Origin of the sequence: Coprobacter secundus subsp. similis (genome assembly GCF_015097275.1) — a bacterium.
Lineage (GTDB): Bacteria > Bacteroidota > Bacteroidia > Bacteroidales > Coprobacteraceae > Coprobacter > Coprobacter secundus.
Genome location: NZ_AP023322.1, coordinates 1 through 14,725, shown reverse-complemented (window position 1 = coordinate 14,725; position 14,725 = coordinate 1). Strand labels below are relative to the sequence as shown.

The 14,725-nt window shown below is 45.2% G+C and carries 12 protein-coding genes, 1 pseudogene and 1 riboswitch; of the genes and pseudogenes, 1 reads left to right on the top strand and 12 read right to left on the bottom strand.

Annotated elements, in window-relative coordinates:
• Position 1: 1 nt before the first annotated feature.
• From Cop2CBH44_RS00065 to thiD, 4 genes are all read right to left on the bottom strand, one after another.
• Positions 2–628: a thiamine phosphate synthase gene (locus Cop2CBH44_RS00065; protein ID WP_200755261.1), complete on the bottom strand. Its 627-nt coding sequence runs from the start codon at positions 626–628 to the stop codon at positions 2–4.
• Positions 629–648: 20 nt separating this feature from the next.
• A complete protein-coding gene (locus Cop2CBH44_RS00060) occupies positions 649–1,239 on the bottom strand; it encodes a thiamine phosphate synthase (RefSeq protein ID WP_021931767.1) in 591 nt (196 codons plus the stop codon).
• Between the two features lie 134 nt (positions 1,240–1,373).
• Positions 1,374–1,574, bottom strand: a complete 201-nt coding sequence (gene thiS / locus Cop2CBH44_RS00055) for a sulfur carrier protein ThiS (protein WP_021931766.1) — start codon at positions 1,572–1,574, stop codon at positions 1,374–1,376.
• A gap of 30 nt (positions 1,575–1,604) precedes the next feature.
• The gene (thiD, locus tag Cop2CBH44_RS00050; RefSeq protein WP_055100659.1) at positions 1,605–2,450 is read right to left on the bottom strand and encodes a bifunctional hydroxymethylpyrimidine kinase/phosphomethylpyrimidine kinase; all 846 of its coding nucleotides are present in this window, start codon (positions 2,448–2,450) and stop codon (positions 1,605–1,607) included.
• Positions 2,451–2,534: 84 nt separating this feature from the next.
• A riboswitch (TPP riboswitch) is annotated at positions 2,535–2,625 on the bottom strand.
• Between the two features lie 934 nt (positions 2,626–3,559).
• On the opposite strand from thiD, the gene Cop2CBH44_RS00045 reads away from it, so the two are divergent.
• The gene (locus tag Cop2CBH44_RS00045) at positions 3,560–5,716 is read left to right on the top strand and encodes a S46 family peptidase (RefSeq protein ID WP_200755260.1); all 2,157 of its coding nucleotides are present in this window, start codon (positions 3,560–3,562) and stop codon (positions 5,714–5,716) included.
• Between the two features lie 476 nt (positions 5,717–6,192).
• On the opposite strand, the gene Cop2CBH44_RS00040 is transcribed toward Cop2CBH44_RS00045, so the two are convergent.
• From Cop2CBH44_RS00040 to dnaA, 8 genes and pseudogenes are all read right to left on the bottom strand, one after another.
• Positions 6,193–7,302, bottom strand: a complete 1,110-nt coding sequence (locus tag Cop2CBH44_RS00040) for an ABC transporter permease (protein WP_200755259.1) — start codon at positions 7,300–7,302, stop codon at positions 6,193–6,195.
• Between the two features lie 7 nt (positions 7,303–7,309).
• On the bottom strand, positions 7,310–8,356 hold the full coding sequence (locus tag Cop2CBH44_RS00035) for an ABC transporter permease (RefSeq protein ID WP_021931760.1): 1,047 nt from the start codon (positions 8,354–8,356) through the stop codon (positions 7,310–7,312).
• Between the two features lie 21 nt (positions 8,357–8,377).
• Positions 8,378–9,106, bottom strand: a pseudogene (locus tag Cop2CBH44_RS00030) (ABC transporter ATP-binding protein); the annotation flags it as partial.
• A gap of 7 nt (positions 9,107–9,113) precedes the next feature.
• The gene (locus Cop2CBH44_RS00025; RefSeq protein ID WP_021931758.1) at positions 9,114–10,028 is read right to left on the bottom strand and encodes an ABC transporter ATP-binding protein; all 915 of its coding nucleotides are present in this window, start codon (positions 10,026–10,028) and stop codon (positions 9,114–9,116) included.
• On the bottom strand, positions 10,025–10,912 hold the full coding sequence (locus Cop2CBH44_RS00020) for an HlyD family secretion protein (RefSeq protein ID WP_021931757.1): 888 nt from the start codon (positions 10,910–10,912) through the stop codon (positions 10,025–10,027). The genes Cop2CBH44_RS00025 and Cop2CBH44_RS00020 overlap by 4 nt, the downstream gene beginning before the upstream one ends.
• A complete protein-coding gene (locus Cop2CBH44_RS00015) occupies positions 10,909–12,192 on the bottom strand; it encodes a TolC family protein (protein WP_055100039.1) in 1,284 nt (427 codons plus the stop codon). Before Cop2CBH44_RS00015 ends, Cop2CBH44_RS00020 begins: the two co-directional genes overlap by 4 nt.
• Before the next feature lie 2 nt (positions 12,193–12,194).
• A complete protein-coding gene (locus Cop2CBH44_RS00010; RefSeq protein ID WP_021931755.1) occupies positions 12,195–12,827 on the bottom strand; it encodes a TetR/AcrR family transcriptional regulator in 633 nt (210 codons plus the stop codon).
• Between the two features lie 400 nt (positions 12,828–13,227).
• Entirely contained in the window at positions 13,228–14,625 is a 1,398-nt protein-coding gene (gene dnaA / locus Cop2CBH44_RS00005; protein ID WP_055100031.1) for a chromosomal replication initiator protein DnaA, read from the bottom strand.
• Between the last annotated feature and the right edge of the window lie 100 nt (positions 14,626–14,725).

Genomic DNA, 14,725 nt, shown 5'->3' with positions numbered 1-14,725 from the left:
ATTATTTGTTTTGTCGGTCTATAATCTGTATAATGTTCCGGGTCTCCTCCGCAGGGTCGGGAGCATTAAGTATAGTCCCTGAGAGAGCAATACCCTGCACCCCCGCATTATAAAGAAGCGGAATATCATCAGCAGTAATCCCTCCGATAGCCACTATCGGTGTAGTTATATTTTCCTTTCTACACTGTATCACAATATCCCGGTAGCCCTGTATGCCGAGTATGGGACTCAGATTCTTCTTCGTCTCCGTATAGCGGTACGGGCCAAGCCCGATGTAATCTACCCCCATAGCTACCAGACGACGGATGTCCTGGAACGTGTTGGCCGTACCCCCGATAATATAGTCGGAACCCAGCAGCTGCCTGGCCATATCCGGTAACATATCATTCTTGCCGAGATGCACTCCATCAACCCCGGTCTCGATTACCAAGTCAGCCCGGTCATCAAGGACCAATGTAGCCCCGTACCGTTTGCATACAGGACACAAGTACTCCGCTGCAATCTTTATCTGTTGCGTCGTAGCATCTTTCATACGCAACTGTATCCACTTGCATCCCCCGTCAAGAGCCTGCAATGCCGATTCTATATAACTGTAACGGTCGTTGGTATGTGTTATGAATTGAAACATAAAAGTCTGTATATTATATATTAATGAGAATTATACCGTATCAATGTCTGGAGATTATTACGCAACTCCTCCTTATTATGAGCCTGCCAGAGATACCCCAAAAGAGCAGCTCCCCCGAAACCATATCGGCTCAGAAGCGGAAGATGCTCAGGCGTAATGCCCCCTAAAGCGATAACAGAACTGTTGATAACACCCTGGCGAGCAGCTTCAGAAAGTTCCCGGTCTGTAAACCGTGCTGTATACCCCTGCTTGGAAATGCTATCGAAGATAGGACTGAGAAACCGATAATCGAGTCTTTCGGCAGTAGTAAGTTCCTGCAAGTCATGGCACGAACGCCCTACATATCCGGTATACCCCTCAGGGGGATACGGATGGCGTCGGTTGAGATGTATCCCTTTCAGATGAAAGTCTCCCAGCAAGTCAAAGTGGTCATGTAATATGATTTTAGAATGCAGATACGAAGGAATCCTCTCGAGCAAAGAACGTATACTGTCGGACAATACATTCGGCTTGCGTATATGCAACGCATCCATCCCCTCCTCCAGAAGCAAAGTTATGTACTCTTCCTCCCTTTCGAACACATGTTCCCGTGTAATCCCAATCAACTTCATATTCCTTTTATTCTTTTGTGTTTGCGGTGTCTGAAAAACATATATTTATCATTAGAAGAGTTGCTATAAATATATTACCTATATTATTTCTCAAACACCGCTTTCCAAATAATCAGTCCCAGACAAGAGTAATGTTATTTGATTCCTACAGATTTGATTACTGTTACTTTGTCCCCATTGGCAAGGAAAGTCTCTCTCCATTCTTCCTTGTCAACGATCCGGTTGTTCACTGCTACGGAGGTTCCGTCTCCTGTCATGCTTCTTCCGGCCAACAAATCTCTCAATGTCACTCTACTCCCAACACAGATTTCTTGGTGGTTTAAAAATACTTTCATACAATCTCAAATTTTTGAATATTTCAAAGTTCAGGTAATGGTTATATCTGTTATTAAAGGTTTTCCTGTTAGAGGTTTCGGATTGAAAAAGTGATTCAATGGTCCATGGCCTTTTCCTGTGCAGATACCGACCCCGGCTTGCAATGCCGATGTAATATAATCCTTGGCCAGTGTTACTGCCTGATAAAGCTCATGTCCCAATGCCAAATAAGAGGCTATGGCAGAAGATAAAGTGCAGCCGGTACCATGAGTGTTGTCTGTTACTATTTGATCGGCAGATAGTATGAGAGGTTCATTTTCCTGACTAAACAAAATATCGGTCATTTTATGGCCTTTTAGATGCCCACCTTTCATCAGTACATTCCGACAGCCGTTTTTCAAAAATATTTCAGCCGCCTTGTACATGTCCTTTAGGTCGATAATATCAATTTTACTCAACAATATTGCTTCATCGATATTCGGGGTTATTACAGTCACCCGACCGAACATTTCCGAGCGGATAAGCTCTATCGTCTCATCTTCGATAAGCTTATGCCCGCTGGTCGATATCATTACCGGGTCGAGTACCGTATAACGAGGGGTGTATTGATCCAACATGTCAATGACCGTCTCCACAATACGGGGAGAGTGCAACATACCTATCTTTACAGCGTCGGTTCCGATATCTGACAATACAGCTTCTATCTGCGCTCTTACGACAGGTGCCTCGATAGGTTGTATGGCCGACACCCCGCATGTATTCTGCGCTGTAATGGCCGTAATGACCGACATGCCGTACACACCTAATGCCGACATGGTCTTCAGGTCCGCCTGTATACCGGCCCCTCCTCCGCTGTCCGACCCTGCAATGGTCAGACATTTTACATATTCCGTCATTCCTTGAGCAACTTTATATATTATTATTGTGTGACCCAAAGGGATGGAGGATATCTGATTTTAATATCAGCACATAAATAAAATATGTCTACTATGAACAAATTCCTACGCCGGCATTATCCGTACAGGTTCATAGGGTATAATCTCAGCCTATCGGGCACCCCTTTGTCTTTCTTTGCAAAAGTAGGAAAAAAGTTTGCTTTTGCACTCAAAATAGATAAAAAATATAAAGTAAATAAAAATAATAAATCCGCCTGAAATTTTCTCTAGAGTCAAATACACCCCAAAAACCTGTTCCCTCATCCCAAGTCACCCTCCTCATCGTTACACACCCCTTAATCCCCTTTTGAGAGGGGAAACATTATACTCAAACCTTTTATTACCAAGAAGGAAACAGCATCCAAAGCTCCCCTCTGGAGAGGGGCCGGGGGTGTGTGACGTCTGCGTACAGCCACCTAAAATCAAAAGCAACCTCTCAAAACCAATAGATACCTCCTCACCAAACAGCAGCAAAAATTATCTCAACTCAACCCGCGCAATCTCTCCGTAACACACCTCTTAATCCCCACTCGAGAGGGAAAACATCATACCCAAACCTTTTATTTTCAAAAAGAAAAGCTGTATTTAGAGCTCCCTTCTGGAGAGGGGCGGGGGTGTGTGACGCCCGAGCATAGCCTCCTAAACCCAAAGCAACTTCTCAAAGCCGACAGATACAACCTCACCAAACAGCAGCAAAATAATCTCTGCCCACACTGCACTCTTCACCGTACCCCCCCTTTATCCCCTCTCCGAAAATGGAAATCCTCCATCACAGAAAACTCCAAAACAAGCTCTGAAAAAGTATCACATACAGCAGTCTACACAACAAAAAAATCATTCGTACCAGACAGCCTCTTATAAAATTATTCCTATCTTCGCCCCATAAACAATAGCCTGGTTACATTTTCAGGGTTTATGAAAAATCCTTTCAAATATATTTTCAGGATTTTGTCTATCGGTAGCCCCCTACCTTCCTCACAAAATCAGGAAAAACAAAAAGGATATCAAAAAACCCAGCAAAAAATTCTATCAGGAGATTTAAACCGGTACTAACAAACCAAAACCATCATATGAAAAATAAACACATTTTATCTGGGCTGATAGCCTTATCCACCTTGTTTACCACATCAGCCGATGAAGGCATGTGGGTATTACCGTTAATCAACCAACAAAACATATCACAAATGAAAGGGCTCGGCCTCGAACTCTCCGCTGAAGACATATACCACCCAGACTCCATATCCCTTAAAGACGCTGTAGTCATTTTCGGTGGAGGATGCACCGGCGAAGTCATATCCCCCGAAGGTCTTGTACTCACCAACCATCATTGCGGATACAACTATATACAACAACACAGCTCGGTCGACAATGACCTGCTCACCAATGGATTTTGGGCAAAAAGTAAAAAAGAAGAACTTCCGAACCCCGGACTTACAGTGACTTTTATCGACAAAATAGAAGACGTCACCGGATACGTAAAACACGAACTCCAAAAAGATACATCCGACTACATCCTCAAATTTCTATCCGCAAAATACCTTAACAAACTGGCCGAGAAACGGGCAGGAAAAGACTTTCTCGACAACAATCCCGGCACGAAAGTAGAAATAAAACCCTTCTACGGAGGTAACAAATACTACATGTTTACCCAAAAAATATACTCCGATATACGTATGGTAGGAGCACCACCCTCTTCTATCGGAAAATTCGGAGCCGACACCGACAACTGGATGTGGCCCCGCCATACCGGTGACTTCTCCATATTCCGCATCTATGCCGACTCCTTGGGCAATCCGGCACCTTATTCCGAAAACAACGTTCCACTGCGTCCCAAAAAGTATTTCAGCCTCTCTACCGGAGGGATAGAACAAAACGACTATGTCATGCTCATGGGTTTCCCCGGACGCACCAATCATTTCTACACCCCTTCCGAAGTCAGAGAACGCCGTGATATCGAAAACAGCATACGTGTCCAAGTACGCGACTTGCGGCAAAAACTCATGCTTGAAGAAATGCTCGCCGACCCCAAAATCAGAATTCAATACGCCGGGAAGTATGCCTCATCGACCAACAGCTACAAAAGCTCCAAAGGCATGAACAAAATGATAGACCGGCAACAACTCATAGAACAGAAGGACCGGGAAAAAGAGAATCTCGTCATGTGGGCAAAAGCAAACCAGCTCCCCCAATACTTACAGGCAATACAGACCATAGACAGTGTCATTGAAAAACGAGCCGGCCTGAAAAAGCGTCAGTTCTACCTCACCGAAGCCCTGTCTACCGGAATAGAATTCAGTAAAGTAGCCACACACCGGGCACTCATCGACTCCCTGCGGAAAAACGGAATCAAAACCGTACCTGCTGCCGAAATAGAAAAAAGCATCCGAAAATTCAGAAACAAAGACTATGCCCCCGAAGTAGACAAAAAAATCGCCAAAGCTATGTTGAAACTCTATGCCGACAACATAGCCCCTGACGAACGCCCTGACTTCTTCCGTACCATTGAGAAAAAATACAAAGGAAATACAGACCTCTATGTCGACGACCTTTTCGCAAAGTCCATTTATGGCAACCCACAAAAAGCTGAACGTTTCATAAAACATCCTACACTCAAAAACCTTGAAAACGACGGAATGATACTTTTTGCCCAATCCGTAGCCAATGAACGCAAAAACATCGCAGCCCGATTGCAAGAATTCGACAACCGGTTAGAAACCGCTCACCGCACTTATATCGACGGCATTATGAAAATAAACGAAGGTAAACCCACCTATCCCGACGCAAACTTCACAATCCGGCTCACTTATGGACAGATAGCACCTTTCAGTCCCTCCGACGGTATCGATTACCTCTACTATACTACACTCGACGGTGTAATGCAAAAAGAAGACTCCACCAACTGGGAATTCGTTGTAGCTCCTAAACTGAAAGAACTCTACCACAACAAAGACTTCGGTATATACGCCCGACCCGACGGGAAAATGCCCGTAAACCTTATTGCCAATACCCACACTACCGGTGGCAACTCCGGCAGTCCTGTCATGAACGCCAAAGGACAATTGGTCGGTATCGGATTTGACCGCAACTGGGAAGGCATCACAGGGGACATCCAATATCAAAAACAGTACCAACGTACTATCATTACCGACATACGTTACATACTGTTTATTATCGACAAATTTGCCGGAGCGACACATTTGATAGAAGAGCTCAACATCGAAAAATAAAAGCCAAAGGGTATTTTAGTATCTGTATGTTGTCCTTCTGACAATCGCTCTGAATATCTATCGGATAACTTTTAGAAGCCAAGCAAATATCGCTATTTTAGAAATAAAGTTCCGAATTGTTTGGGAGTTCAGGATAACTTTACTATCCCTGCAACATTAGGACCTGCCAAGCCTCTTAGCAATGCTCAAATCGGCAGGTCTTTTCTTATTACTCCTGTATGAAAGCACGTTTTACCAAACCATATTCATCCCCTAAACAAATCGTGCAAATATTAAAAACAACACGGTATGTTTACAAACGACAGCAGAGTTATTTTCCCATTTATGACCCATTGCTCGACCAATGGAAGCCGTTCTGCAAAATTCAGCCCGCTTTTCTTTCAATTCCATCAAAGAAAAGTTCTGCTCCCCTTCGACTGCATTCCACATAACCTGTTCCGTATCATCTTTTGGTATTTCCTTGAATCGACAATAGTTTACACTCTCTTCCTGTATGTCATGGCCGCCACGAGACTGAACAGGATAGCAAAGCCTGACAACGCCGCATATTGTCCCCAAAGGTCTGCCACGGTAGCACCTTTCAAATAGACGGAACGCATGATTTCAATGAAATAACGCGGTGGAATGGCATAAGTGATGTACTGTGCCCACCGGGGCATAGAAGCAATGGGGGTAAACAGTCCACTCATCAACTGGAAGATGATGATGAAAGCAAACATCATAAATATGCTTTGCAGGATAGTAGCAGACTTATTGGCAATGAACACCCCCAACCCCGACATGACGAGGCTGAACAAAATAGCCGCAAGATAGATATTTACAATATTCCCTTCCGGTACCAGTCCATAGACCAGCCAGCCGATAAGCATCCCGACCGTTACGACCAATATGCCAACAACCCAATAGGGTATCAACTTCGACAGCACAAACTCAAATCTTCCTACCGGAGTGACGTTCATCGCCTCAATGGTTCCGGACTCCTTTTCGCTGACTAAGTTGAGGGTCGGAAGAAAACCGCAAATGATGATGAGCAGTACCACCATGAGAGCCGGTATCATGTAGTTCTGGAAGTCGAGAGTCGGGTTATACAAATTCACTGTAGCTGATGCCGACAAAGGCAGACTGGTACCTTGTTCCGTCTGCCATCGCAAAACAGTCTTCGCCACGGACATGGTGGCATATTGCGCACCCAATGTTCCTTTCGTCGCATTCACACCGTTCGCCTTCAAGTCCAGTTCGGGCCTCTTTCCGTTGGTCAAATCCTTCTGGTAATCTTTCGGAATAGTGACAATGGCATCCGCTTTCCCGTTCTCTATTTGCCGGAAAGCTTCGTCGTAATTGAAATAACAACCTGTCACAGACAGGTACTCCGATGCATCCATGTCCGCTATCATCCGTCGCGACAGCTCTGTCCGGTCATTATCCACCACAGCCACCCCCACGTTCTTCACGTCGAGTGTCACTACAAGGGGGACTATCAGCATTACCAGAATCGGCATGGCTATTATAAGACGTGGTATAATCGGATTCCGCCTTATCAGCGACACTTCTTTCTTGAGTAATATCTTCAATATACTTGCATTCATACATCCTTTATTTTTTAGCGTTAAACTTCTTGACGGCCAAGACCAGCACGGCCAACGCCATTCCCGACAAAACCAGAACCTCTGTCAGCACATATCCGATGGGAAGCTGCTGAATCATCAGCACACGCATAGCCGAAATATACCAACGTGCCGGGATGATACACGAGAACCATTGCAAGGCCAACGGCATATTTTCTACCGGGAAAATCATGCCGGACAACAAAACAACAGGAATCATGAACATTACTCCTGAAACAAGTAAGGCAGATACCTGTGTGGAAGCGATGGTGGAAATAAGCAATCCCAATGCAAGGGCAAGAACCACATACAGGATAGTTACCCATATCACATGGATGACACTGAAAGAGAAAGGTATGCCCAACACGGTATAGCTCAACAACAGCATCAATATCAATATGATGCACGACAACAGGAAGTAAGGCACCAGCTTGCCCAGGATAATCGTCCGAGGACGTACCGGCGACACCAGCAACAAGTTCATGGTCCCCGTTTCCTTTTCGCTGACAATCGACACGGAAGTCATCATTGCACAAATCATGATGAATATCATACCCATAATGCCCGGAACAAAATTGTATGCACTTCTCAGTTGTGGATTATAGAGCGTATCGGTCACGACCGGAATGCTCGCCCCGGAACGGATGACACTCTCCAAATAAGCCGTGGATGTCTGTGCCATATTGGTATTGGAAGCATCCACGACAATCTGATGCTTCAGTTTCCCGTCCTCTGTGCGGAACACGACGGCAGCATCCGCCCGCCCTTTCCGTAAAAGACTTTCCACTTCATTGTAAGTAACAATACCTGCAAACGTAAAGTAGGAATTGGTGCGGAAGCGGTCTATAATCTGTTTGGTCTCGTCCGTATGTTGTTCCACCACAGCGACAACTCTTACATCGTTGACCTCGGTAGATATGGCAAACCCGAACAGCAACAGCAGTATGACGGGCATGACCAGCACCACCGTTACCGTACGGAAGTCGCGCAAGAGATGCAGTACCTCTTTCTTTATGAGTGATTGAAATATCGACATAACATTCGCTTTTTAGTTTACTTAATCCGACCTTTTCGCATCTTTGGCCACTATGCGGAACACTTCGTCCATTGTACCGGCACGGTATTGCTGTTTCAATCCTGCCGGACTGTCCAGTGCCTTGATACGCCCATCTACCATAATGGAGATACGGTTGCAATACTCAGCTTCATCCAAGTAATGGGTAGTCACAAAGACCGTCATGCCTTCTGACGAAGCCCGATAAATCATCTCCCAAAACTTACGCCGGGTGAAAGGGTCGACACCTCCGGTCGGCTCATCCAGAAAGACGACATCCGGCGAATGCAGGGTGGCAGTTGTAAACGCCAGTTTCTGCTTCCAGCCGAGAGGGATTTCCTTTACCAGAACATCCCGCATGTTTTCCATGCCCAATGTCTTGAACACGGCATCTGTCTTGTCCTTGATACTCTTTGCAGACATACCATAGATAGTGGCAAAAAGATTCAGGTTCTCCCACACGGTCAGCCCCTCATAGAGCGAAAACTTCTGGCTCATGTAGCCGATGTGCCGTTTGATTTCCTCTGCCTGGCGGACGATGTCATAGCCGGCCACCGTTCCGGTGCCGGATGTAGGCAAACTAAGCCCGCACAACATACGCATGGCAGTGGTCTTGCCTGCACCGTTCGCCCCCAAGAATCCGAATATTTCGCCCCGACGGACTTGCAGGGTGATATGGTCTACCGCAGTAAAATTTCCGAACTTCTTTGTGAGGTCTTTGACCGATATTACCGTCTCCCTATCCATCATTATCAGCCAATTTAATGAATAAATCTTCTATATTTCCTTTTGCCGGCCATATCCGAGCATCCTCCAGCCCCTTTTGCCGAAGTTTGCAGACAGCATCGTCCGGGTCGAATCCGCCATCTGTTACGATATGCAACGTGGCCCCGAAAGTATAGCAGTCCTTCACGTACGGCAACGTGTGCAACGCTTCCAAAAGCGGATACATATCCTTTGACGATGCATTATAAAGATTCTTATCCATGCCTTCAATCAGTCTGCCGGGGGTATTCACATCAAGAATCTTTCCCTTATTTATTAAGGCGATACGTTCGCAACGCTCGGCTTCGTCCATATAAGAAGTAGAGACAAGAATCGTGATACCCTTTTCTTTCAGCGTGGCCAGCATATCCCAGAATTCACTTCTCGACACAGCATCCACTCCGGTAGTAGGTTCATCCAAAAGCAGCACTTTCGGGCGGTGTATCAACGCACACCCCAAGGCGAGCTTCTGCTTCATGCCTCCGGACAAAGCTCCGGCCATGCGGTTCGGAAACTTCTTCAACTGGTCGAATATAGGAGCTATCAAGTCGAAATTGTCCTTTACGTCCACTCCGAACAACGAGGCGAAGAAATGCAGATTCTCGTCTACAGTAAGGTCAGGATAAAGGGAAAACTTCTCCGGCATGTAACCTATTTCGGTACGCAGTTTCTTGTAATCCTTTACCACATCCAAGCCGGTCACAGTAGCAGAACCCTCATCGGGACTGAGCAAAGTAGTCAGAATCTGGTATAACGTAGTCTTTCCCGCACCGTCCGGACCGATAAGACCGAACATGGACCCTTCAGAAACAGAAAGGCTCACATGATCGAGAGCTACAAGTGTCCCGTATCTTTTCGTCAGATCTTGAATCTCTATCGCATTTTTCATAAGCGCACCTCTCCATACTGCCCGAGTTTCAGCCTGCCATCATTCTTCACCGCAATTTTTACGGCATATACAAGGTTTGCCCTTGAGTCTTGCGTCTGGATGGACTTTGGAGTAAACTCGCTTTCTTGCGCTATCCACGTGATTTTACCGGGATACTCATATTGTTCATCTCCACCAAAGTCAGCGATGACAGTTACTTCCTGCCCAATCTTGATGTAAGCCAGTTGGGAAGCCGTGAAGTAGCTGCGGAGATAAATGTCGTCGAGGTTTGCCATCTTGAAGAGTGGTCGCCCGGGAGTGGCATACTCGCCCTGCTCGGCATACTTCTGCAAGACAGTGCCGGTTATCGGTGCAGCAATACAACTCTTGCGTATCTGCTCCTCTATCTGCTCCTTTTGATATTGCAGGGCAGAAGCACTTTCCGTGATGGAACTGCGGTTCTTGTCAAGCGTAGAAAGCAAGCCCTCCAATTGCCCGCGCAACGTTCTCAATTGCGCATTTGCGTCATCACTCTGTTTCTGTGTAGCTGCTCCACTGGTAAGCAGGCGGTCTATGCGGTTGCACTCATTCTGTTGGTGGGCTATTTGTGATCTTAATGCCGCAGCTTGTGCCGCAATGTCAGGCGATGATTTCTCAGTAGACAACTGCTGGCTATGAAGCTGTTTCTGTTGCAACGCCAACAAAGTGGTATCCACAAGTCCGACTTGTTGTCCGGCTACAAGGCTGTCTCCCTCGTCGATATCAAACGATATAAGTTTTCCGCTGGTTTCAGAAGACACGGTCACAGTATTGGCCTCGAAAATGCCGGTGGCATCATACTTTTCTTTATGCTGGCAAGAAGCCAGTATCATAACGAACACGGAGAATAATGCTATCTTTTTCATTTGTTCAATGTATATTTAAGTTGATAAATGCTTTGGAGAAGCTGGATTTCATGATAAGATGCGGTGAGACGGGCTTGCTTCTCGTCCGTCAGCTTGGTCAGCAAAGATGTAGCGTCGATCACCCCGTTGTCAAGTTGGGATTCGGCCGCTTTCCGTACATTAGCGCGCAATTCCACTATCCGGTCGTTCTCTTTCATGACAGCCTTCAGTTCGTCGATATGGTCTAGTTGCGACCGGGTCTGCATATTCGTGTTGAACAGGAACACATCTCGTTCTACAGCTATATTGTCCGACGAAAGGCGCAGTTTCTGATTGTTGTTTTTCTTTGTATATAATGCTCCTATGTTCCATGAGACTTTCACCCCTGCAAGAATGTTGAAGGAGAGGTCACGGTTCATCATGCTCTCAAAATAATCGAATCCCGGATAGCCATAATAAGCTTGGGCAAACAGTCCGATTTTAGGCATCATACTCGCAGTGATGCTTGCACTTCTTGCCTCATTAGCTTGCAATTGTGCTTCAAAATGCCTTAATTCGGGACGGTTGGGCATCAAATCTTGAGGAACGGATGCCTCCGGCTTCATCAGCTCTTGCTTGACAAAACTTTTTCCCGTGAATATCTCAAGCAACATCCGATAACTCCTCGATGCACTTTTCGCCTGAGTGAGCTGTTGGGCAGTGCTGAGGTATTGCGCTTCCACCATATCTACGTCGCTTTGCATGGCTGTGCCGTTTTCATGCATGGTCCGCAGCTTGGCAAGGTTGCTTTGCAACAATGCCTGCATATTCCGTATCTGCTCGACCTGTTCCTCAATGAGCAATATCCCGAAATACAAATCTTCCACCCGTTCACGGATAGCATAAAGCTGGACATCCAAGGCAGTCTGCCGTTCCGCGTCCTCAGCACGTTCTATTTGTCGACCGGTCTTCGATACGCCGCCGTCCCAGATGTTCTGGCTGATGTCCGCACCTATTTTATATTGCCATTCATTCAATCCGGAAATGGAGGTGCCGGTCTGGCTGATAATCCCTGCCAATGACTCAGGGAAGGAAGGCGTCTCATTCTGCACGGTTCCCTGTCCGTACACATTGATTTGTGGCAACCAGCTCTTGTTAATATTCGACAAGTTCACCTCTTTCGTCCGGTTCAGCAAATCATACTTCCGGATAAGCGGATAATTGTCCTGCGCAAGCGCAACACACTCTTCCAATGTCACTTGAGCAGATAGATGGATACCCGTAGACAATGACAATGCCAGGAACAAATACAGTTTCAACATAATCAATAAATTTTAAGTTTTCTCAAAACGGTTTCTACATTCTCTTTTTTGCGCATGGCCAGAAATTCGTCATAACTTTCATAAAAAGACCCAATTGCCCCTTCAACAATCGGAGCTGCCATAAACGGAAAAACATTGAGCGACACGATATCAATCAGCAGCATGCGTGCATCAATCTGTCTGCATTGCCCTTGTGCTGCGCATTCGTCAATCTCGTGCTGGAGATTGTCTAACAGAGCGCTTGCTACACTTTGCATACCTGACACCATCGCCCCGATACGTTCCGGGCGTACATAGACTTCGTTCACGAGAAATCTTGGCAGTTCCCGGTTGGCCGCAATGAAATCGAAATGATGTTCCACCCCCTGACGGATTCTTTCTGCCAAGGGCAAATTGCTGTCTCCGATGGCACTTAGCACAATATCCCCGAGCTTATTTATTTTTTCCGATACAATCTGTTCAAAAAGCTTGTCTTTTGTTCGGAAATAGTAATGGAGCATAGCATGGGTCACACCGGCTGCCTCTGCGATAGAAGCTGTCCTTGCTCCGGCATACCCTTTCTCAAAGAATTCCTTTTCAGCAGCCTGAAGGATTCTCGTCTCTGTGTCCTGTAAGTGATTATCTTCCTTATCCATACTACAAACTATTTTATTTAACTAATCAAACTAACAATTTTGTTAATACAAAAATATGGCCTTTCTTTGAAAAGACGAAACAAATAATTGGAAAATGCAAGAATTTAGTAAGTATTTACAGAATATTAACAGAATAAAACGTTGTCATAGTCTATATCAACATCTTGGCTTTCAATATATTCACCCAATACAAGCACCGAAAATAAAAACTCCCATTAAAACCTGACAGAGATTTCCCCGCTACACCAAACTCGATAAACTACGCCTCAAACAATATCCCAACCTAAATAGCACTCTTCGCTGTCACACCTATACACAATCACGTCAATATAAGATAAAAAAAACGTTACCATCTATTCCGATGACAACGCCATTCCTATAAGTCAAGTTTCAAATTTCCTTATTTCCTCAACAATTGCTCTATCTCAGCCACATTGGCACGCAAAGTCTTATCTGTCTCTATCTGGTCTGTAATAGTCTTACAAGCATGCAAAACCGTGGCATGGTCTTTCTTTCCGATAGCACTGCCTATAAATGACAACGAACTGTCGGTATATTTTTTGGCCAAGTACATGGATATCTGACGAGCCTGTACGATTTCACGTTTGCGAGTCTTGGCCTGCAACAACTTCGGATCCATATCATAAAACTCACATACCGTCTGTTTGATAGAATCTATCGTAATCTGTTTTTTCTCAATACGCACGCACGTACTCAAAACCCGTTCCGCCAATTCGATAGTTATATCCCGGTTGAAGATAGTAGAATGAGCCATCAACGACACAATCACACCTTCCAAATCACGCACATTATCCGTAATATTTCGAGAAATATACTCAATGACCTCATCCGATATAGCCAAGCCGTCATGATGCACCTTATTGAGCAATATATTTTTGCGCAACTCATAATCAGGACGCTCTACTTTAGCGGTCAATCCCCACTTGAAACGTGTAAGCAAACGCGGAACCATGCCTTCCAAGGATACGGGCGGACGGTCCGAAGTAAGCACCAACTGCTTATTGTTCTGGTGCAAATGGTTGAATATATGGAAGAATGTATTTTGCGTCTGTATCTTCGATGCCAACTCCTGTATATCATCTATCAATAAAACATCGATACTCTGATAGAAGTTGATAAAATCATTGACTGTGTTGCTACGCACGGCATTCGTATACTGCACCTGGAACAAATGAGAAGATATATATAGAACCCGAGCTTGCGGATTCTGCTCCTTGATACGTACACCGATGGCCTGTACCAGATGAGTCTTTCCTACCCCCGACTCCCCGAACAGGAAGAAAGGATTAAAAGCATTTTTCCCCGGTTTGTCGGCAATAGTCATACCGGCAGTACGGGCCAATTGATTACTTGGGCTTTGGCAATAATTATCAAAATTATAATTCGGATTTAACTGAGAATCTAATTCCTCATATACATGACGCTTGAATGGGTCTGGTATCTGCACAGCTGGAGCTGTCTTCTTCACTTCCACACTTACCGGCTTGGTAACAGTCTCTATGTCGACCTCAGTCTTGGGGTCGCTTACCATCATGATTTTATATTTCAGCTGTATACCCTTTCCAAACACTCGGAAAAGAGCCAATTGCAGTATCTTACGGAAATTCAATTCCAGATACTCATAGAAAAAGTGTGTAGGAACCTGAATGATCAACACATTATTTTCGAAGCTATAAGGCACAATCGGTGCAAACCAATTTGTGTATATCGCCTCCGGCACATTGTCCTTAATAATGGTCAAACAGCGGTCCCATAGTGAGACGTGATCAGAACTCATTTCTAATAAATCAAATTTTTTCAGTCAAAATTATACTTCCCGCAAATCTTTTTACGGGTTCTTTTTATACCCAAAGCGACTACAAAATTTCAAAACTTTT